Raw genomic sequence first — 19687 nt, forward strand, 5'->3', positions numbered from 1 at the left:
ACGGGCGCGCGCTGCATGTGAGTCGTTCGTTATCCGAAGCGCACGCAATACACCGGCGGCAAATGCGCGGAGACCTGCCGCCATTTTTCGCCGCCGTCCGCGGAGGTCCATAACCCGCCCGTCGTCGACGCCATCGCGAGACGCGTGCCGGAGTCGTCCACCGCGAGCCCGTGCCGATAGACGAGATCGTAGGCCGGCGCAGGCGGCAACCCGTTCGACAGGCTCTCGAAGCTGCGGCCGCCGTCGCGCGTGCGCGTGACGACGAAGCGGCCCTTCACCGGAATCCGGCACGCATCCTTCACGGCGGGGACGAACCACGCAGTGTCGGGGTCTGCCGGATGCACGGCGACCGCGAAGCCGAAGCTCGATGGCTGCGCTTCGATCCGCTGCCAGTGCGCGGCACCGTCGGTCGAGCGGAAGATCGCGCAGTGATGCTGGGTCCACAGCACATCGGGGTTGGCCGCGCACTGGACGACGCGATGCGGGTCCTGCACGTTGGGTTCGCCGCGCCGCTCGGGCGGCATGTAGTCGGCCTCCATGCCGTCGGCGCTGACGCGCCAGGTCGCGCCGCCGTCGAAGGTCTGCCAGACGCCGCCGCACGAGATGCCGATCGTCACGTGCCGGCTGTCGCGCGGATCGACCATCACCGAATGGATGCCCGGCGCATCGTAGCCGCCGCCGAACCACTCGGGGCGCTCCGGGCGATCCCACAGCGGGCGGTTGAGCACCCACGAATCGCCGCCGTCATCGGAGCGGAAGAGGCCGCCCGGTATCGTGCCGGCCCACAATACGCCCGGTTCGTCCGCGCCGCCGGTTTCGAGCGACCAGATCTGCTGAAGCGTCCACGGCGGGCGGGGCGGGGTGGGCGCTTCGTCGTGCGCGTCGTCGCCGGTGCCGGCATGGGCGCTGACGTCGGCGCGCGGTTCATCGGCGGGCTGCGGCGGATAGACGGGGACCGCACATTCTTCCCATGCGGCGGCACCGGCACGCCTGCGGTGCAGCTTGACCCCGAAATGGCCGAGATTGAGCGCCGCATACAGCGTGCCGTCGCGCGGGTCGGCCAGTGCCATGCTGACCGGTTCGCCGACGAAGTGCGGCTCGCCGAGCGCCCAGCCGCCGTTGCCGTCGGCGTGCAGCACGAACAGGCCCTTGCGGGTCGCGACGAGCAGTCGATCGTTCATGTCGGATGTCTCCTGTGGGCGCGGCCGCGCGCTCGTTTGGATGGCGATGCGTCCCTTTATCCGCCGGACAGCGCCTGCACGACGTACACGCGGCTGCCGTTGCCGAGCGGATCGGACAGATGTTGCCGGTCGCGTACCGGCTGGCCGTCGATGAACACCGACAGGTGCTTTCGCAGCGCGCCCTGGTCGTCGACGATATAGCCGCGCAGCCGCGGCTGTTCACCGAAGACGGTTTCGAGCGCTTCGCCGAGCGTCCGTGCGTCGATGTCGCGCTCGGGCGTGTCGATATGGCGCTGGATCGACGCCGCGAAGAAGAGGTGTGCCATGGCGGTGGCTGGCAGGAGCCGTGCGGGGGGACGGTCTGTAGTGTAGGCGATCGATCGGGCCGGCAGCGACATTGCCGTACGGCCGGCGGCGCGGCGCCGTTGCTGCGCCGCGCAACGGCCGTGGTGCCTGATCCCCGTCGATGCGCTATGCGTACTTGTCGCCGACCGTGCTGCGGATCGGATAGGTGTCGTAGACGATGATCATGCGCTCGATGCGCGCGTCGTCGTCGAATTCGAAGACGTCGACACACTCGAATTGCACCGCGGTGCCGTCCTTCAGTCCCCAGTCGTAGACGAAATAGCCGGTGGCCCGACGTGCGCCCGTGGCGCTGACGCAGATGTCGATCGGCGTGATCCGGCTTTGTCCGGAGGCCGCCGCGACTTTTTCGAAGAAGGGCAGTGGCGACATCCAGCCGAGGAACGGCGAAAATATCTGCGCATCCGGCGTGAACAATGCGCAGATCGCGGCGACGTTGCCGCTCTCGAGCGCTTTGAGGTAGGTATCGACCTGCCGCGTGTATAGTGCGTCGGACGACGAGACCATGGTATTTCTCCGCTGATTGTTGACGAGCCAGCCACGACAGCCGTCGCGAACCGGTTCAACCACGATAGCGATGCAGCGATGACCGAACAAACGAATAATCCGCAACCCGGGTATGCCGCCCGCGCATATCCGCTCGCGGATCTCACCCGTGCGCTGCCGCCGCTGACGGCATTCCAGGCGTTCGTCGCCGCCGCCGAACTCGGCAGCTTCAACCGCGCGGCCGAGCATCTGTGCCGGACCCAGGGTGCGGTGAGCCGTCAGGTGCAGCAACTGGAAGCGCATTACCGGTGTGCGTTGTTCGTCCGTCATGCGTCGGGATTGACGTTGACCGCGGAAGGCGGCGCGCTGCTGACGGTGGCCGTCGACGTACTCTCGCAACTGGCGCAACACGCGCGCGCGCATGCGCATGCCGCGTCGACTCTCACATTGCGCTTGCCCTCCACTTTCGCGATTCGCTGGCTGTTGCCGCGGCTGTCGGCGCTCAATCATGCGTTGCCGCGCACGGAGTTGCGCATTCACACGTCGGCGGACGACACGCCGGATTTCACCGACGCCGGTTTCGATGCGATCGTCGTGCGCGGCAGCGGAAGCTGGGCGGGCATGGTGGCCGTGCCGCTGTTCGACGAGTGCCTCACGCCGATGTGTACGCGCGAGGCGGGCGCGGTGCTGAAGTCGATCGCCGATCTCGCGCACGCGACACTGCTGCATCCCGCCAGCAATCGCGACGAATGGCGATGCTGGCTGGACGCCGTCGGCGCTACGCAGGTCGACCCGGGCACCGGGCTCGTGTTCGATACGCTCGAGCTGACATTGACGGCCGCGTCGGACGGGCACGGCGTCGCGATCGGCGATCCGCGCATGGCGGCGGATCGGCTGGAAGCCGGCACGCTGGTCGCGCCGTTTCCGGAGTTGGTGCGCAACGGTCTGGGCTACTACCTCGTGTACCCGGTGCAGCGCGCCGCTCAACCCGCGATTCAAGCGCTCACGGAGGTGCTGACGCGGCTTGCGCGCGAGGATTGGCCGCAAGGCGCGTGCGCCGGGCGGGTTGCTAAACCGGAATCGACCGCCCCCGCACCCTGATCCCGAGCCGCACGACGCCGATCACCGCATTCGACAGCCACATCAGCAAGCGCGGCATGCCGCGCCGGCGGATATCGAGCAGCAGCACGATCCGCACTTCGTCACTGTCGTTCCACACTTCGTGCACGAAGGTGTCGTCCCACAGCAGGAAGCAGCCTTCGTCGAGCCGGTAGTCGCGGCCGTCGACCTTCAGCACGGCGGCCGGCGTGCCATCCGCGCGCTTCGGCATCGACAGCACCAGATAACCGCGCAGGATGCCGCGGAACGGCCCGCGATGCGGCGGGATGTGTTTGCCGGGCGCGAGGAACGACAGCGACGCGGACAGCACGTCCGGCGACGCCGCGACGATCGATTCGACGGTCGGGCAGCGCGACAGGTTGCGCGGGAACGGCTGGCCGTAAGCCTGCATGATGAACATCCGCCAGTCGCGCGCATCGTTGGCCGAGATGTCGTGCTGCTCGCGCATGATCTCGTGGAAGCGCGGGATGCGCGGCAGGTCGCGCGCGACGGCCAGCGCTTCCGCGCGAATGGCCGGCCACGCACGAACGAATCGCTCGGCGTCGGGAAACGCGGCCGTATCGAGCACGGCGCCACCGTCGAGATGGCGATCGTACAGCGTGCGAAGCAGGCCGGCTGCATAGTCGTAAGCGACGGACATGATCGAGGGGCGATCCACAAGGTGTCGTCAGTCTGCCCCACGCGCGGTGGGGCCTGCGTTACGTCAGGTTACGCCGGCTGACGAAAGAATGACAGATCGGTGAAGGTCGGTGCGAGCGCTCCGGCATTCCGGGAATAAACGTACGCCCCGCGTCGTCATACGGGTGTAGCACCTCGTTTCGTTGACTTCCGAAGGAGTGGAGCATGAATACGCATTGGCTGGTGGCCGCCACGGTGGCGGCGATGTCCGTCGCGAGTGTCGCGACGCCTGCGTCGGCACAGGCACTGACGCGCGCGCAGGTCAGGCAGCAACTGATCGACGCCGAAACCAACGGGCTGCGCTTCGTGACCGATACGTCGTATCCGGACGTAAGTCCGCTGTTCCAGCAGCAGGCCGGGCAACTTCCTCGGCATCAGGCCGAAACCGCGGTCGGCGGCGATCCGGCGGGGACGTCCGATGCGGGCAGGCCGGCGGCGCAACCGACCCGTCCGCGCCCGGCCGCATGCGTCGGCCCCGAGAGCTTTTGCACGCCGTATTTCGGAAGCTGACGCAGCGGACCGCCGCGGCGGGTTCGACATTCACGAAGGTTGATCGGCACGCAACATTGAAGGAGTTGATGATGAAAACTTATATCGCACTACTGATGATGATCGGCGCAATCTCAGGTCAGTCCGCATTCGCGCAATCGAATGCGCCGCTCACGCGTGCCCAGGTTCGCGAGGAGCTGATTCGTCTGGAAGCGGCCGGGTACGATCCGTCGAAGGGGGACGACGGCGAATATCCGGCGGACATTCAGGCCGCGCAGGCGAAGCTCGCCGAGCAGGATCGCGCGAGGATGGCGGCTTCGGCTTCGGCTTCGGCTTCGGCTTCGGCTGCCGCGCCTGCGCCGGCCTCCGTCATGCCGGCGCAGGCCGGCAACTAGGAGCCGACATGTACGTGTGTGTCTTCAGGCCGTCGTGTTCGCGGTACGGCGATACGCATGCCGTTCGCGGCACGCGGCCCGGTCGAACGGCACGGACGGCCAGGCCGTCGATCGCGCGCCGCTTCGCGCGGCGCCGCGACCGTCTCGTTGCCCGATTCCGTTGGGCGCGCAGGTGGATCGCGGGATGAGCGGCGATGCGGGCGAGATGCGATCCGCCATCGGCGGACTGCTGTCCGCGATGACGCGCAACGATACCGGCGGCGGGATTACCAGGGCATCATCCGCTGCATGACCTGGTCGCGCAGGATGAAACGATGCGCGACCGCGGCCGCGACGTGAAGGCAGATGCCGCCGAACAGCACCCACGCGAGGATGCCGTGCACGTCGCCCATCGCATGCCCGAATCCCGATCCGGCCGCCGACAGCGCAGGCAGCGGCACGATGCCGAGCAGCGTCACGGCCCAGGCACGCGACGACGCATTGATCCAGCCGAGCAACGGCACCGCGATCAGCAGCGCATAGAGCCCGAAGTGCGTCGCGCCGGACACGGCGCGCATCGCGGGCGACAACTGGTCGGCGGGCGGACGATGCGTCACGCGCCAGAGTACGCGGCAAGCCATCGCGGCGAGCAGCGCGGTGCCCACGATCAGGTGCGCGGCGATCAGGCCGACCGGTTGCGTATCGCGATGCACGTCGGGCATCGTCCAGCCGATTGCATATTGCGCGACGACGAGCGCCACGATCAGCCAGTGGAGAAGGCGTGCGACTGCATCGTATCGGGCGGAGGTAGACATGAAAGCTCCTGGCAAGCGGGTGGGGACCGTATCTTCCGGAGGATTCTACGGCCGAATCCTTAACAAAACGTTAAGCGTGCGGCCGCGCATCGGATTCGCCCCGTGACGCATGCGCGCTCTCGATCCGGGCGGCGTCGGCCGACGGCAACACGATCGCGACGCCGGGGCCGTATCCGCCGATGCCGGGCCCGAACCGCACGCGGCCGCCGAACCATCGCGCGATGCGCTGGATGATCGACAGCACGGACCCGCTGCCGGGCTGCTTGTGCGCCGGATCGTCGGTTACGAGCGCCACCAGGGAGTGTGTCGTGCCAGCCGGGCTGTTTGCGCCGCGCGTACCCGAAGCGTCTTTCACGGCGATGACATTCCGCATCCGGACCGTCATCGCGACCGCGATCCTGTCGGCCCGTAAGGTGGCCCACGCGGCGTTCAGGGCCGCGGACGTTCGCGGCTGTGCGCGCGTGACCGGAATCGATCGCCGCACGGTAGTCGTGTCATCTGATTGCGCGTACCGTCGGTTGGTCGTCCTTGATATCCGGCTCAACGGGAATCGACACGGCGGCGTGTCCGGGCGAGCGCGCGTTCGCGCGTGCCGGCCGGGGCGTCGCGGTCATTGGGCCACCACTGGGGAGAAGCATGATCCTGTTGCATCTGCTGCACGCGCTGGCCGGCGCGATGTCGATCGCCTGCGGACTGGGCGTGTTGCTCGGCATTGCCTACACGGTCACGGCCAGCGTGCTGGTCGGCCGGTTCTTTTCCCGCGCGCGGTCGGTGCCGTGCGATTATCCGGGCGTGACCGTCGCGAAGCCGCTGCACGGCGACGAATGGAATCTCGTACAGCATCTCGAAAGCTTCTTCGTGCAGGATTATCCGGGGCCGGTACAGCATCTGTTCGGCGTGCACGATGCGGGCGACGCGGCGCTCGCGGCCGTCGAAACGTTGCGCAGGCGCCATCCGGACGCGAACATCAAGGTCGTCGCCGACGCGCGACTGTACGGGCCGAACCGCAAGATCGCGAATCTCGTCAACATGCTCGAACACGCGGAACATTCAGTGCTGTGTCTTGCCGACAGCGACGTGCTGGTCGAGCGCGATTATCTGCGTGCCGTCGTCGGCGCGCTGCAGCAGCCGGAAGTCGGCATCGTGACGAGCGTGTATCGCGGCATCGCGTCGCCGGGCTTCTGGCCCGGTGTCGCCGTCGCGATGACGAACTACCATTTCCTGCCGGGCGTCATCACGGGGCTTTTCATCGGGCGCGCCCGTCCGTGCTTTGGCCAGACGATTGCGATCACGCGCGCGACGCTCGAACGCATCGGCGGGCTCGCGCGTTTCGCGCATCACCTGGCCGAGGATCACGCGCTCGGCGAAGCAGTGCGGCAGATCGGCGCGCAGGTCGTCGTCCCGCCGTTGGTCGTCGGGCACGCCTGTGTCGAAGAGACGTTCGCCACGCTGTACGCGCACGAATTGCGCTGGAGCTGCACGATCCGCGCGGCGGACCGGCTCGGTCACGCCGGGTCGGTGCTGATGCACCCGTTGCCGCTGGCGGTGCTGGCCGTGCTGTTTTCCGGCGGCACGCTCGCCGCCTGGGGGCTGGCGTTCGCGGCGCTCGTCGCGCGGGCGCTGCTGATGTTGAAGACGAGCCGCGCCACCGGCGCGGGTCTGCGCGGCGCGCTCTGGTTGCCGTTCGTCGATTTCCTGCAGTTCGTGGTGTTCGTGTCGAGTTTCTTCTCGTCGCACGTCGTCTGGCGCGGCACGCGCTTTCGCGTCGACCGCGAGGGCTTGCTGTCGCCCGCGGGGAAATCATGACGCACGACACGCATGCCGACCTCGAAGGCGCGGACCGGCGGTCCGCGCGTCGCGACGCGCGCCTGCGGCAAGCGGGGCGCGCGGCGGCGCTGGCCGGGCTGGTGCTCGCGGTGTGGCTGGTCTGGCGCGAGCATCCGCTGGAGATCCTGCACCGGCTGAGGATCGCCGGCGCCGGGTTGCTGGTCGCCGCGCTGGCCCACATCCTGCCGATGCTTGCGAATGCGTGGGACTGGCGGATGCTGATCCGCGGCCCGCGCCGGCCGTCGTTCGCGACGATGCTCAAGCTCGTGTGGATCCGCGAATCGATCAACGGATTGTTGCCGGTCGCGCGAATCGGCGGCGAGATCGTGTCGTTCGGCCTGCTGCGGCAGGCGGGCGTACGCCCGGCGACCGCCGTGGCGAGCCTCGTTGCCGACATGCAGCTGACGTTGATCAGCCAGCTCGTGTTCGCGCTGGTCGCGATCGGCTACGTGCTCGAACACGTATCGTCCGATGCCGCGCAGGTGGCCGCGCGCCTCGCCATCGGCATGGCGGCGCTGGTGCCGGTGCTGCTGCTGTTCGCACTGGTTCAGCACGCGCGGCCGTTCGAGCGCGCGATGCGCGTGGTCAACCGCGTCACGAGCGGCAAGGTGGTGGCGCTGGTCGGCGAATCGGCACGCACCGATCAGTCGATCCTTGTGGTCTGGCGCAAGACGGGTATCGTCGTCCGCTATCTGGTGATCTGGCAGACGCTGCAGTTTGCCGGCTATGCGCTGGAAATCTGGCTCGCGCTGCGTTTTCTCGGCGCCGATCCGACGTTCGCGCAGGCGCTCGCGATCGAAGCGCTGATCCAGCTGCTGAGCAGCATCGCGTTCCTGATGCCGGGCGGGCTGGGCGTGCAGGAGGGCGGGTTCGTGCTGATCGGCGGGCTGCTCGGGTTCGACGCGCCGACCTGTCTGGCGCTCGCCGGCGCGCGACGAGTGCGCGATCTGCTGTTCTATCTGCCCGGATTGCTGGCGTGGCAGCATGCGGCCGGCGCGGCGCGCTCGCCATCCGGCGCGAAGCGCGCATCGATACACGTCGGGGAGTCCGCCAGGCCGCGCTGATGCAGCCGGACGTTGCCGGCCTGCCGGGCAGGCGGCAGCGACGCCGGGGCGGTCGCTCGCCTGCCGGGCGGCGCGGCCGTCAACGCCGTTCGTCGGCGAGATGGCTGCGGATGACGTCCGCGAACGACGTGTCGCCTTTCAGCCCGAGCGCTTCCGCGCGCGTCGTGTCCCAGCGGCCCGGCCAGCTGCCGACGATCTTCTCGACGCGTTCGTCCGGCGCATGGCGGATCAGCTTCACGACCTCGTCGCCCGCGACTTCGCGCAGCGCCGCGATCATCTCGTCGACCGACACCGACAGGCCGGGCAGGTTGATCACGCGCTTGTTGCCGAGTTTCTCGCTGTCGAGCTCGCAACCGGCGACGAGCGCGTCGATCGCGCCGCGCGGCGACAGCAGCCACAGCCGCGTCGACCCCGGCACCGGGCACACGCTTTCCTCGCCGTTCAGCGGCTCGCGGATGATGCCGCTCGCGAACGACGACGCAGCCGCGTTCGGGCGGCCCGGCCGCACGCTGATGGTCGGCAGCCGCAGCACGCGGCCGTCGACGAAGCCGCGGCGCGCGTAGTCGCAGAGCAGCAGCTCGGCGATCGCCTTTTCCGCGCCGTACGACGATTGCGGATTCAGCGCGGTATCGTCCCGCACGACGTCGGGCAGCACGCCGCCGTAGACGGCCACCGAGCTCGTGAACACGACGCGCGGACGATGGCCGCGCGCGCGGCACACTTCGAGCAGCGTGCGCGACGCATCGAGGTTGATCCGCATGCCGAGATCGAAATCGGCTTCGGCCTGCCCGCTGACGATCGCCGCGAGGTGGAAGATCGCGCCCGTCTGCGTGTCGATCGCGCTTTCGAGCACCGCGCGATCGGCGATGTCGCCGACGATCGACGTCACGCGCGCGTCGCCGAAATCGCTGCCCTCGACGACGTCGAGCAGCACCAGCTCGTCGATCCTGCTGCTCCGGCCGTCGGGGCCGGTCAGCTCGCCGCGTTCGAGCAGCTTGCGCGCGAGACGCTGGCCGAGAAAGCCGGCGCCGCCGGTGATCAGTACTTTCATGTTCTTTGCCCTCTGAGGAATACGGAAATTACAGGTACGGCCTGAGCCAGCCGAGGCCCTCGGACGTGCCGGCCTTCGGGCGATACTCGCAGCCGATCCAGCCGTCGTAGCCCAGCGCGTCGATCAGCGCGAACAGATACGGGTAATTGAGTTCGCCGATGTCCGGCTCGTGACGCTCGGGCACGCCGGCGATCTGGATGTGGCCGATGCCCGCGAAATCGCGCTTGAGCTTCATCGCGAGGTCGCCCTCGACGATCTGGCAGTGATAGCAGTCGAACTGCACCTTCAGGTTCGGCGCGCCGACTTCCGCGCGGATGTCGTGCGCATCGTCCTGGCGGCTCAGGAAATAGCCGGGCATGTCGCGCTGGTTGATCGGCTCGATCAGGATCGTGATGCCGTGCGCGGCAGCCGCCTGCGCCGCATGCCGCAGGTTCGCCACGTAGGTGTCGCGATGGCGCGCGCGATCGGCGCCCGGCGCGACCATCCCGGCCATCACGTGCAGCTTCTTGTTGCCGAGCACGCGCGCATAATCGAGCGCCTGGTCGATGCCGCGCCGGAACTCGTCCTCGCGGCCCGGCAGCGATGCGATCCCGCGTTCGCCGGCGGCCCAGTCGCCGGGCGGCGCGTTGAACAGCGCCTGCTCGAGGTCGTGCGCGTCGAGGCGCGCGCGGATGTCCTCGGCGGCGAAGTCGTACGGGAACAGGTACTCGACGGCCTTGAAGCCGTCGTGCGAGGCAGCGGCGAAGCGCTCGAGGAATGCGTGCTCGGTGTACATCATCGAGAGGTTGGCGGCGAAGCGGGGCATGGCAGCGGTCCGGTGAATGAATGGGGCGGGGCGCCCGGCGCCCCGCGTCGAATGAAGGGTCAGCGGTTCACGAGTTTCGCGGGCGTGAGCCACACGGCGATCGCGCCGATCACGAGCATGCCGGCCAGCACGTACATGCCGGACGACGTGCTGTGCGTGACGTCCTTCAGGTAGCCGATCACGTACGGGCTCGCGAACCCGGCGAGGTTGCCGACCGAGTTGATGATCGCGATCCCGGCGGCCGCGGCGGAGCCGGCGAGGAACGCGGTCGGCAGCGACCAGAACAGCGGTGCGCAGGTCAGCACGCCGCCCGCCGCGAGCGACAGGAACACGATCGACACCGCCGTATTGTGCGAGTACGACGCGGCGACCGCAAACCCGACCGCGCCCATCAGCGCCGGCACGATCAGGTGCCAGCGGCGTTCGCGGCGCTTGTCCGCGCTGTGGCCGAACAGGTTCATCACGACGATCGCGACGACGAACGGGATCGCCGACAGCAGGCCGATCTGGAGCGTATCGGTGATGCCGGTCGATTTCACGAGGGTCGGCATCCAGAACGTGAGGCCGTACTGGCCGGTGACGAACGCGAAGTAGATCAGCGACATCCACCACATGCGCGGGTCGGCGAACACGGCCTTCAGCGAATGGCCGTGCTGCTGCTGTTCCTGCGGCTGCGCGGCGATTTCGTCCTCGAGCAGCTGCTTCTCGCGCGCGTCGAGCCACTTCGCGCTGCGGATGCCGTTGTCGAGATACAGGATCGTCGCGATACCGACGAGCAGCGCCGGCACGGCTTCGATCACGAACATCCATTGCCAGCCGTGAAAGCCCGAGCCGCCGTGGAAGCGCTCCATGATCCAGCCGGACAGCGGGTTGCCGAAGATGCCCGACACCGGAATCGCGGACATGAACACCGCGATGATCTTCGCGCGCCGATGCGACGGGAACCAGTACGTGAGGTAGAGGATCACGCCCGGATAGAAGCCGGCTTCCGCGAGGCCGAGCAGGAAGCGCAGCACGTAGAACTGCGTCGGCGTCTTCACGAACGCGAACACCGCCGACAGCAGGCCCCATGTGATCATGATCCGCGCGATCCAGATGCGTGCGCCGATGCGGTGCATCAGCAGGTTGCTCGGCAGCTCGAACAGGAAGTAGCCGAGGAAGAAGATGCCGGCGCCGAGGCCGAACACGGTTTCGCTGAACGCGAGGTCCTGCGACATCTGCAGCTTCGCGAAGCCGACGTTCACGCGGTCGAGATACGCGACCACGTAGCAGAGCATCAGGAACGGCACGATGCGCCAGAACACTTTCCTGTAGGTGCGGTCGAGCTCGGCCGATTGGGCGGGCGCGGCGGGCGAGCGGCTTGCGGCCGCGTCGAGAGCAGTCATCGTCGTCTCCAGATATGTCGTGTGCCGGCGGCGCGTAGGCCGCCGGATCGTGTGTGTGTGCTGACAGAAGGGCCCGCGCACACGGCGGGCATGGGAATCGCTACGGAGTCCTGCGTGATTCGTATACGCGACGCGTTGCGTTACCAGCGCGCGCCGAAGGCCTGGCGCAGTTCGTCGAGCGCGGCGTCGGACAGCGGCTCGGGCTTCGGGTCCGTCATCAGCCACAGCCGCGCGGTTTCCTCGAGTTCCTCGAGCGCATACGATGCGTGCGACACCGACGAACCCCACATCACCGGGCCGAGGCGGTCGAGCAGCACGCCGCGCACCTGGTCGGCGAGCGCCGCGACTTCGGCCGCGACGGCCGGGTCGCCGGGGCGGCGATAGCGGATCAGCGGAATGTGGCCGACCTTCATCACGTAGTACGGCGTGAGCGGCGGCAGCACGTCGGTGTCGCGCCACACGCCCGCGAGCGTCAGCGCGACGAGGTGCGTCGAATGCGTATGGACGATGCCGTGCGCTTGCGCGTTGCGCGCGTAGATCCCGCGATGCAGCGCAAGCGTCTTCGACGGCCTGCCGCCCGATACCGGCTGGCCGTCGAGGCCGACCTTCGCGATGTCGTTCGGGTCGAGGCGGCCGAGGCACGCGTCGGTCGGCGTGATCAACCAGCCGTCGTCCAGGCGCGCGCTGATGTTGCCGGCGCTGCCGACCGCGTGGCCGCGCGCATACAGGCTCGCGCCGACGACGCAGATCTCTTCGCGCAGTGTCGCTTCTTGACTCATCATGCGGCTCCGTCGAGTGCGCGCAGCGCCTTGTCGAAAAAGTCCACCGTGCCAAAGTTGCCGGACTTCAGCGCGAGGCCGAGCGGCTGCGCGTCGACGGTGGCCGTCGCCGGCACGCCCGGATCGATCTGCGCGCCGATCTGCAGCGATTTCACGTCGAGCGCCTGCACGACCGCGCCGGACGTCTCGCCGCCGGCCACGACGAACTTGCGCACGCCGAGGTCGCGCAGGCCGCGGGCGATCGCCGCGAGCGTGCTTTCGACGAGATGGCCGGCCGCTTCGACGCCGAGCGCGTGCTGGACGGCCTTCACTTCGTCGGGCGTCGCGGTCGCGTAGATCAGCACGGGCTGCGGCAGGTGCGAGCGTGCGAACGCGAGTGCCGCGTCGACGACGGGTTCGCCGCGCGAGGCCGCGAGCGGATCGATCCGGAAGCTCGGCCGGCTTTCGCGCCACGCGGCGACCTGTGCGTTGGTCGCCTTCGACGCGCTGCCGGCGAGCACCGCCGACGATCCGTCGATGTGCGGCAGCGAGGCTGCGTTGTCGCGCTCGGGCAGTTGGTCCACGCGGCGGAAATTCGCGGGCAGGCCGAGCGCGACGCCCGAGCCGCCGGTGACGAGCGGCAGGCCCGCGCACGCTTCGCCGAGCACGTAGAGGTCGTGATCCGACAGCGCGTCCGCGATCGCGAAGCGCGCGCCTTCCGCGCGCAGCTGCTCGATCCGCTCGCGCACGGCGGCCGCACCCAGCGCGATCGTGTCGTAGCGGATCAGGCCGACTTGCGACTTCGTCTGCCGCTGCAGCACGCGCACGAGGTTCGCGTCCTTCATCGGCGTGAGCGGGTGGTTCTCCATTCCCGATTCGTTCAGCAGCACGTCGCCGACGAACAGGTGGCCGCGATAGATCGTGCGGCCGTTCTCCGGGAACGCCGGGCACGCAATCGTGAAGTTGCCGCCGGCCGCATCGAGCAGCGCGTCGGCCACCGGCCCGATGTTGCCCGCGTCGGTCGAATCGAACGTCGAACAGTACTTGAAGAAGAACTGGCGGCACCCTTGCGCGCGCAACCATTCGTAGGCGGCAAGCGATTGCGCGACGGCGTCGGCGGCGGGAATCGTGCGCGACTTCAGCGCGACGACGATCGCGTCGGCATCGATTGCGGTGTCGCCGGCGGGCACGCCGATCGTCTGCACGGTACGCATGCCGCTCTTGACGAGCATGTTCGCGAGATCGGTCGCGCCGGTGAAATCGTCGGCGATGCAGCCGAGCAGGGGGCGGGAAGCGGAAGCGGTCATGGCGGGAACGTCGTTCGAATCAGCGGGCGGGCGGCAGCGTGATGCCGGGGAAAGTCTTGATCACGGCGGAATCGTCCTCGCCGCCGTGGCCGGCGCTCGATGCGCTCATGAACATCTGGTGCGCGGTGGCCGACAGCGGCAGCGGGAACTTGCTGCGGCGCGCGGTATCGAGCACGAGGCCGAGATCCTTCACGAAGATGTCGACGGCCGACAGCGGCGTGTAGTCGCCGTTCAGGATGTGCGGCACGCGGTTCTCGAACATCCACGAGTTGCCGGCGCTGTGCGTGATCACGTCGTACAGCGCGTCGGCATCGACGCCTTCGCGCAGGCCCAGCGCCATCGCCTCGGCGGCCGCCGCGATATGCACGCCGGCCAGCAGCTGGTTGATGATCTTCACCTTCGAGCCGATGCCGTGCGCGTCGCCGAGGCGATACACCTTGCCGGCGATCGCGGCGAGCACGTCGTCGCAGGCCGCATACGCGGCGGCGGGGCCCGACGTCATCATCGTCATCTCGCCCGACGCCGCGCGCGCGGCGCCGCCGGACACCGGCGCATCGAGCATCTGCAGGCCCGCGGCCTCGATGCGCGCGCCGAGCGCGACCGCGAAGTCGGGCGCGACGGTCGCGCTCGCGATCACGACGCCGCCCGGCTTCATCGCCGCGACCGCGCCGTGCTCGCCGAACAGCACCGTTTCGGTCTGCGCGGCATTGACGACGAGCGTGACGACGACGTCGCACTGCGCGCCGAGTTCGGCCGGGTTCGCGCAGGCCACGCCGCCTTCGGCCGCGAATGCCTGCAGCACGGTGTCGCGCACGTCGCAGGCGTGCACGCGGAACCCCGCGCGCAGCAGCGAGCGGGCGACGCCGAGGCCCATCGCGCCGAGGCCGATGACTCCAACATTTCGTGACATGGTCAACCTTGATCGATTCGGAAAAGGTTCGGGACAACGACGGCGCCGGTTCGGCCCGGGCCGCCGCATTCGTTCATCAGCAGATGCCGGCTTCGGCGAGGCGGCGCGCGGCGTTGTACATGTGCGTGCGTGCCGCGTTGCGCGCCGCCATCGGGTCGCGTGCGCGGATCGCGTCCGCGATCGCCGCGTGTTCGTCGCGCACCTGCCGCGAGAAATCCTCGCGCGTCGCTTCGTTGCGCCGCGTGACCTTCACGCCGGCCTCGAGGTACTGGTTCAGGAACTGCAGCGTCTTCAGGAAATACGGGTTGCCGGTAACGGCCGCGATCGTGCGGTGGAATGCGACGTCTTCCGCGACGCCGTCGCGCCCTTCGGCCACCGCGTCGTCGATCTTGCGCAGCGCGTCGTCGATGTCGGCCATGTCGTCGGCGGTGTGATGCAGCGCGGCTTCGGCCGCGACTTCAGCCTCGATCGCGCGGCGCACCGCAAGCAGGTGCGGCAGCGAGCTCGCCTCGACGGCTTCCGCGTAGTCGATCCGCAGCGGCCGGATCGCGCCGTGCTGGTTCACGTACACGCCGCTGCCCTGGCGCGGCTCGACCACGCCTTCGTTCTTCAGGCGCGAGATCGCCTCGCGGATCACGGTGCGGCTCACGCCGAATTCCTGCGCGAGCACGGCTTCCGTCGGCAGCTTGCCGGTGGCCGAGAAACTGCCGGCTTCGATCTGCTTCAGCAGCTGCTGCGCGACGTGGTCGCTCATCGCACGGGCGGGAATTTTCTCGAACATGGCGCTCTGGTTTGTAAGGTGATGTGGTCATCATACAAATTTGAAGGTGCGTCAGCATCCGGAATAACCCTCGATCAATGAGTTGCAACGTCGGTCAAATGGATTGGAACCGGTTCCAAATGGCGGGGAAATGTGGCGATCGTGCCGGGTTCGATGTGCGGTTGGCGGGCGAAGGGAGGGCGGAGGTGAAGGGCGAACGGCGGGGCCGAGGCGAAGGCTGAAGAACGAAGAACGAAGAACGAAGAACGAAGAACGAAGAACGAAGAACGAAGAACGAAGCCGCGCGCCGACGGCGCGCGTGATCGTCAATCAGTCGGCGACGTCTTCCACGGGATCGGGATCGGTCGCCGCCGACATACCGCCTTCCGCGACTTCCCCGCCGCGCTCGCGATAGGTCGCCGGCGGCACGCCGAACTGCTTGCGGAACTCGCGGCCGAGGTGCGACGCGTCGGCGAACCCGCAGCTCGACGCGATATCGGCGACGGTGCGGTCGGAACTGGTCAGCAGCCAAGCGGCCGTGCGCAGCCGCACCTGCTTCGCGAACGCCTGCGGGCTCTTGCCCGTCTCGGCCTTGAACAGCCGCTCGAGCTGGCGGGTCGACATGTCCAGCTTGCACGCGAGTTCCTCGAGCGGCAGCGCGCGCCCGACATGCTGTTCCATCAGGAGAATCGCGCGCTTGACCTTCGGATGCGTGGCCGGCTCGAGGCCCGGCGGATGCGGCTGCGGCGCATTGCCTTTCTGCATCTCGCCGACCAGCAGGATGCGCAGCGCCTTCTGCACGGTCGCATGGTCGAAATGGCGCAGCAGGATCGCGGCGGCGACGTCGATCGACGCACGGCCGCCCGAGCAGGTGATCCGGCGCCGGTCGATCACGAACAGGCGATCGGCGATCAGGAGGTCCGGATCGGCGTTCGGGAAGCGCTCGATGAAATCCCAGTAGTGGAACCAGCTCACGCAGGTGCGGTAGCCGTCGAGCACGTTCGCGCGCATCAGCGTGAACACGCCCGTGCAGATGCCGACGACCGTCGCGCCGTCCGCCGCCGCGCGGCGCACGAACTCGAGCGTTTCGGGGCCGGCTTGCGGCCCCGAATGCAGCAGCCCGCCGACCACGACCACGTAGTCGAACGGCTCGGCGCTCTCGAAGGTTTCCCACGGCGTGATCTGGATCCCGCAGCTCGCGCGCACCGGCGCCAGCGTTTCGCCGATCACGCTCCACGCGCAGCGCACCGGCTTGCTGTAGTCGCCGTCGTCGGCCGACAGCCGCAGCATGTCGACGAAACCCGAGAAGGCCGTGAGCGTGAAGTTCGGCAGCAGCACGATGCCGAAGCGGATGCGCCGCGGCGCAGGTTCGGCGAGGGGGAAAGCGGGTACGTCGGGTGTCATCGCGGTCAATCTCGTCACGCCGGGAAGGCGGGTCTCACTTGTTGCACTCTGCTTGCGGGCGCGCCGGCCGACTTGTGGTTTTGCGTCGCCGATCATCGTCAAAACGCACTTTCCGGCCGTCCTGCGCGGGGCTTGGCGGCGGTATCCCACGCCGATGCCGTTTTTGTTCTATCGGCCAATTTTACGCTTTGATGTACTGATGCCAACGACATTTCACGTACGCCCACCCAGAGGAAGCCAGATGAACGTCAGCGCGTTCGACCTGTTCAAGATCGGCATCGGCCCGTCCAGTTCGCATACGGTCGGCCCGATGATCGCCGCGTGCCGCTTCGCGTCGCACATCGAGGACGCGAACCTGCTCGGCTTCGTGCGCCGCGTGCGGGTCGAACTATACGGCTCGCTAGGTGCAACGGGCAAGGGCCACGGCACCGACAAGGCGGTGCTGCTCGGCCTCGAGGGCCACCTGCCGGACACGATCGATCCGGACCTGATCGAGCCGCGGCTCGCGGCGATCCGCGCGGAGAAGTCGCTGGCGCTGCTCGGCAAGCAGACGATCCGCTTCGACGAGAAGGAGAACATCGGCTTCTACCGCAAGCTGATGAGCGGCACGAGCATCGTGCATCCGAACGGGATGCGCTTCCAGGCGTTCGACGAGCACGGCCAGTTGCTCGTCGAGAAAGAGTATTACTCGGTCGGCGGCGGCTTCGTCGTGAATCGCGACGGCGATCGCGTGAACGGCGTGCGCGCGGCGGTCGAGGTGCCGTATCCGTTCCGCACCGGCGACGACCTGATGCGCCAGTGCCGCGAACACGGGCTGTCGATCGCCGAACTGATGCTGCGCAACGAATGCGCGCTGCGCCCCGAGGACGAAGTGCGCGCCGGGCTGCTCGCGATTTGGCGCACGATGGCCGCGTGCGTCGAGCGCGGCTGCAAGGTCGAGGGCGAACTGCCGGGCCCGATGCGCGTGAAGCGCCGCGCGGCCGAACTGAACGGCCGCCTGCGCGCGCGTTCGGAGGAGTCGCTGCGCGATCCGCTGTCGATGCTCGACTGGGTCAACCTGTACGCGATGGCCGTCAACGAGGAGAACGCGGCGGGCGGCCGGGTCGTCACCGCGCCGACCAACGGCGCGGCCGGCGTGATTCCCGCGGTGCTGCACTACTACGTGAAGTTCGTGCCGGGCTCGAACGAAGCCGGCATCGTCGAATTCCTGCTGACGGCCGCGGCGATCGGGATCATCTACAAGGAAACGGCGTCGATCTCCGGCGCGGAAGTCGGCTGCCAGGGCGAAGTGGGCGTCGCGTGCTCGATGGCCGCCGCCGCGCTGGCCGCGGTGATGGGCGGCACGCCCGACCAGGTCGAGAACGCGGCCGAGATCGGCATGGAGCACAACCTCGGCATGACCTGCGATCCGGTCGGCGGGCTCGTGCAGATTCCGTGCATCGAACGCAACGCGATGGGCGCGATCAAGGCGCTGAACGCGTCGCGCATGGCGCTCAAGGGTAACGGCCAGCACTACGTCTCGCTTGATTCGGTGATCAAGACGATGCGCGAGACGGGGGCCGACATGAAGACGAAATACAAGGAAACGTCGCGCGGCGGTCTTGCCGTGAACGTCATCGAATGCTAACGAAGGATCACTAACATGAGCCGCTACTCGATATTCAGCCTGTTCCGCAACGGCCTCTCGTATCACGAGAACTGGGAAAAGCAGTGGAAGAGCCCGGAACCGAAGAAGGAATACGACGTCGTGATCGTCGGCGGCGGCGGCCACGGCCTCGCGACCGCGTACTACCTCGCGAAGGAGCATGGCATCACGAACGTCGCGATCCTCGAGAAGGGCTGGATCGGCGGCGGCAACACCGCGCGCAACACGACGATCGTGCGCTCGAACTACCTGTGGGACGAATCGGCCGCGCTGTACGAGAAGGCGATGAAGCTGTGGGAAGGGCTGTCGCAGGACCTCAACTACAACGTGATGTTCAGCCAGCGCGGCGTGATGAACCTCGCGCACACGCTGCAGGACGTGCGTGACACCGAGCGTCGCGTGAACGCGAACCGCCTGAACGGCGTCGACGCCGAATTCCTGACGCCCGCGCAGATCAAGGAAATCGAGCCGACGATCAACCTGAACAGCCGCTACCCGGTGCTCGGCGCCTCGATCCAGCGCCGTGCGGGCGTCGCGCGTCACGACGCGGTGGCCTGGGGCTTCGCGCGCGGCGCCGACCGCGCCGGCGTCGACATCATCCAGAACTGCCAGGTGACGGGCATTCGCCGCGAAGGCGGCGCGGTGGTCGGCGTCGATACGGTGAAGGGCTTCATCAAGGCGAAGAAGGTCGCGGTGGTCGCAGCCGGCAACACGACGACGCTCGCCGACATGGCCGGCGTGCGCCTGCCGATCGAAAGCCACCCGCTGCAGGCGCTCGTGTCCGAGCCGATCAAGCCGGTGGTGAACTCGGTGATCATGTCGAACGCGGTGCACGCGTACATCAGCCAGTCCGACAAGGGCGACCTCGTGATCGGCGCGGGTATCGACCAGTACACGGGCTTCGGCCAGCGCGGCAGCTTCCACATCATCGAAAGCACGCTGCAGGCGATCATCGAGATGTTCCCGGTGTTCTCGCGCGTGCGGATGAACCGCCAGTGGGGCGGCATCGTCGACGTGTCGCCGGACGCCTGCCCGATCATCACCAAGACCGACGTGAAGGGCCTCTATTTCAACTGCGGCTGGGGTACCGGCGGCTTCAAGGCGACGCCGGGCTCGGGCTGGGTGTTCGCGCACACGATCGCCCGCGACGAACCGCACCCGCTGAACGCCCCGTTCGCGCTCGACCGCTTCTACACGGGCCACCTGATCGACGAACACGGCGCTGCCGCCGTTGCGCACTAAACCCGACGACCATTGGAGAAAGAA

21 protein-coding genes are annotated in these 19687 nt (G+C 68.0%); 7 read left to right on the plus strand and 14 right to left on the minus strand.

Translation table 11 applies throughout. The features are described 5' to 3' along the window. Positions 1 to 29 precede the first annotated feature (29 nt). The 3 genes from DIE17_RS23040 to DIE17_RS23050 form a co-directional block, all read right to left on the minus strand. On the minus strand, positions 30 to 1181 hold the full coding sequence (locus tag DIE17_RS23040) for an exo-alpha-sialidase (RefSeq protein WP_124921312.1): 1152 nt from the start codon (positions 1179 to 1181) through the stop codon (positions 30 to 32). Positions 1182 to 1237: 56 nt separating this feature from the next. Continuing rightward, entirely contained in the window at positions 1238 to 1507 is a 270-nt protein-coding gene (locus tag DIE17_RS23045; RefSeq protein WP_044844433.1) for a MoaD/ThiS family protein, read from the minus strand. 145 nt (positions 1508 to 1652) lie between these two features. Then, positions 1653 to 2051, minus strand: coding sequence for a nuclear transport factor 2 family protein (locus DIE17_RS23050; protein WP_124666931.1), 399 nt, complete (start codon positions 2049 to 2051; stop codon positions 1653 to 1655). Positions 2052 to 2129: 78 nt separating this feature from the next. Here DIE17_RS23050 and DIE17_RS23055 point away from each other — a divergent pair, with 78 nt between their 5' ends. Continuing rightward, entirely contained in the window at positions 2130 to 3131 is a 1002-nt protein-coding gene (locus DIE17_RS23055; RefSeq protein WP_124921313.1) for a LysR substrate-binding domain-containing protein, read from the plus strand. Here the strand turns inward: DIE17_RS23055 and DIE17_RS23060 are convergent. Continuing rightward, the gene (locus tag DIE17_RS23060) at positions 3100 to 3789 is read right to left on the minus strand and encodes an aspartyl/asparaginyl beta-hydroxylase domain-containing protein (protein ID WP_044844430.1); all 690 of its coding nucleotides are present in this window, start codon (positions 3787 to 3789) and stop codon (positions 3100 to 3102) included. The genes DIE17_RS23055 and DIE17_RS23060 overlap by 32 nt on opposite strands. A gap of 203 nt (positions 3790 to 3992) precedes the next feature. On the opposite strand from DIE17_RS23060, the gene DIE17_RS23065 reads away from it, so the two are divergent. After that, complete coding sequence (locus DIE17_RS23065) at positions 3993 to 4337, plus strand: DUF4148 domain-containing protein (protein ID WP_044844429.1); 345 nt, start codon at positions 3993 to 3995, stop codon at positions 4335 to 4337. A 71-nt stretch (positions 4338 to 4408) separates the two neighbouring features. Beyond that, positions 4409 to 4711: a DUF4148 domain-containing protein gene (locus DIE17_RS23070; RefSeq protein ID WP_124921369.1), complete on the plus strand. Its 303-nt coding sequence runs from the start codon at positions 4409 to 4411 to the stop codon at positions 4709 to 4711. Between the two features lie 266 nt (positions 4712 to 4977). Here DIE17_RS23070 and DIE17_RS23075 read toward each other — a convergent pair whose 3' ends face one another. After that, positions 4978 to 5505 carry a cytochrome b gene (locus DIE17_RS23075; protein ID WP_124521404.1) on the minus strand — a complete coding sequence of 176 codons (528 nt, stop codon included), beginning with the start codon at positions 5503 to 5505 and terminating at the stop codon, positions 4978 to 4980. Positions 5506 to 5575: 70 nt separating this feature from the next. Then, positions 5576 to 5890 (minus strand): hypothetical protein, encoded by a 315-nt coding sequence (locus tag DIE17_RS23080; RefSeq protein WP_124921314.1) that lies wholly within the window; start codon positions 5888 to 5890, stop codon positions 5576 to 5578. A 251-nt stretch (positions 5891 to 6141) separates the two neighbouring features. Between DIE17_RS23080 and hpnI the strand changes: the two genes are divergently transcribed. Continuing rightward, positions 6142 to 7311 (plus strand): bacteriohopanetetrol glucosamine biosynthesis glycosyltransferase HpnI, encoded by a 1170-nt coding sequence (gene hpnI / locus DIE17_RS23085; protein ID WP_124666860.1) that lies wholly within the window; start codon positions 6142 to 6144, stop codon positions 7309 to 7311. Then, positions 7308 to 8396 (plus strand): lysylphosphatidylglycerol synthase domain-containing protein, encoded by a 1089-nt coding sequence (locus DIE17_RS23090; RefSeq protein WP_124921315.1) that lies wholly within the window; start codon positions 7308 to 7310, stop codon positions 8394 to 8396. Before hpnI ends, DIE17_RS23090 begins: the two co-directional genes overlap by 4 nt. A 79-nt stretch (positions 8397 to 8475) precedes the next feature. Here DIE17_RS23090 and denD read toward each other — a convergent pair whose 3' ends face one another. The 8 genes from denD to DIE17_RS23130 all read right to left on the minus strand — a co-directional run bounded on the left by denD (position 8476) and on the right by DIE17_RS23130 (position 16776). Continuing rightward, positions 8476 to 9447: a D-erythronate dehydrogenase gene (denD, locus tag DIE17_RS23095; RefSeq protein ID WP_124521412.1), complete on the minus strand. Its 972-nt coding sequence runs from the start codon at positions 9445 to 9447 to the stop codon at positions 8476 to 8478. Positions 9448 to 9475: 28 nt separating this feature from the next. Next, positions 9476 to 10252 carry a 2-oxo-tetronate isomerase gene (gene otnI, locus DIE17_RS23100; protein ID WP_124521414.1) on the minus strand — a complete coding sequence of 259 codons (777 nt, stop codon included), beginning with the start codon at positions 10250 to 10252 and terminating at the stop codon, positions 9476 to 9478. Between the two features lie 59 nt (positions 10253 to 10311). Continuing rightward, positions 10312 to 11637, minus strand: coding sequence for an MFS transporter (locus DIE17_RS23105; RefSeq protein ID WP_044844420.1), 1326 nt, complete (start codon positions 11635 to 11637; stop codon positions 10312 to 10314). Between the two features lie 140 nt (positions 11638 to 11777). Continuing rightward, positions 11778 to 12416, minus strand: coding sequence for an aldolase (locus DIE17_RS23110; protein WP_124921370.1), 639 nt, complete (start codon positions 12414 to 12416; stop codon positions 11778 to 11780). Further along, positions 12416 to 13702 (minus strand): 3-oxo-tetronate kinase, encoded by a 1287-nt coding sequence (gene otnK, locus DIE17_RS23115; protein WP_124921316.1) that lies wholly within the window; start codon positions 13700 to 13702, stop codon positions 12416 to 12418. Before otnK ends, DIE17_RS23110 begins: the two co-directional genes overlap by 1 nt. A gap of 19 nt (positions 13703 to 13721) precedes the next feature. Beyond that, positions 13722 to 14612: an L-threonate dehydrogenase gene (gene ltnD / locus DIE17_RS23120; protein ID WP_124521418.1), complete on the minus strand. Its 891-nt coding sequence runs from the start codon at positions 14610 to 14612 to the stop codon at positions 13722 to 13724. A gap of 76 nt (positions 14613 to 14688) precedes the next feature. Then, complete coding sequence (locus tag DIE17_RS23125; protein ID WP_044844417.1) at positions 14689 to 15393, minus strand: FadR/GntR family transcriptional regulator; 705 nt, start codon at positions 15391 to 15393, stop codon at positions 14689 to 14691. Positions 15394 to 15702: 309 nt separating this feature from the next. After that, positions 15703 to 16776: a GlxA family transcriptional regulator gene (locus tag DIE17_RS23130; RefSeq protein WP_124521420.1), complete on the minus strand. Its 1074-nt coding sequence runs from the start codon at positions 16774 to 16776 to the stop codon at positions 15703 to 15705. A gap of 241 nt (positions 16777 to 17017) precedes the next feature. On the opposite strand from DIE17_RS23130, the gene DIE17_RS23135 reads away from it, so the two are divergent. Beyond that, on the plus strand, positions 17018 to 18403 hold the full coding sequence (locus DIE17_RS23135) for an L-serine ammonia-lyase (RefSeq protein WP_044844415.1): 1386 nt from the start codon (positions 17018 to 17020) through the stop codon (positions 18401 to 18403). A gap of 15 nt (positions 18404 to 18418) precedes the next feature. After that, complete coding sequence (locus tag DIE17_RS23140) at positions 18419 to 19663, plus strand: sarcosine oxidase subunit beta family protein (RefSeq protein WP_034180813.1); 1245 nt, start codon at positions 18419 to 18421, stop codon at positions 19661 to 19663. The last annotated feature ends 24 nt before the right edge of the window (positions 19664 to 19687 follow it).

Source organism: Burkholderia sp. Bp9099, assembly GCF_003857805.1.
Classification (GTDB): domain Bacteria; phylum Pseudomonadota; class Gammaproteobacteria; order Burkholderiales; family Burkholderiaceae; genus Burkholderia.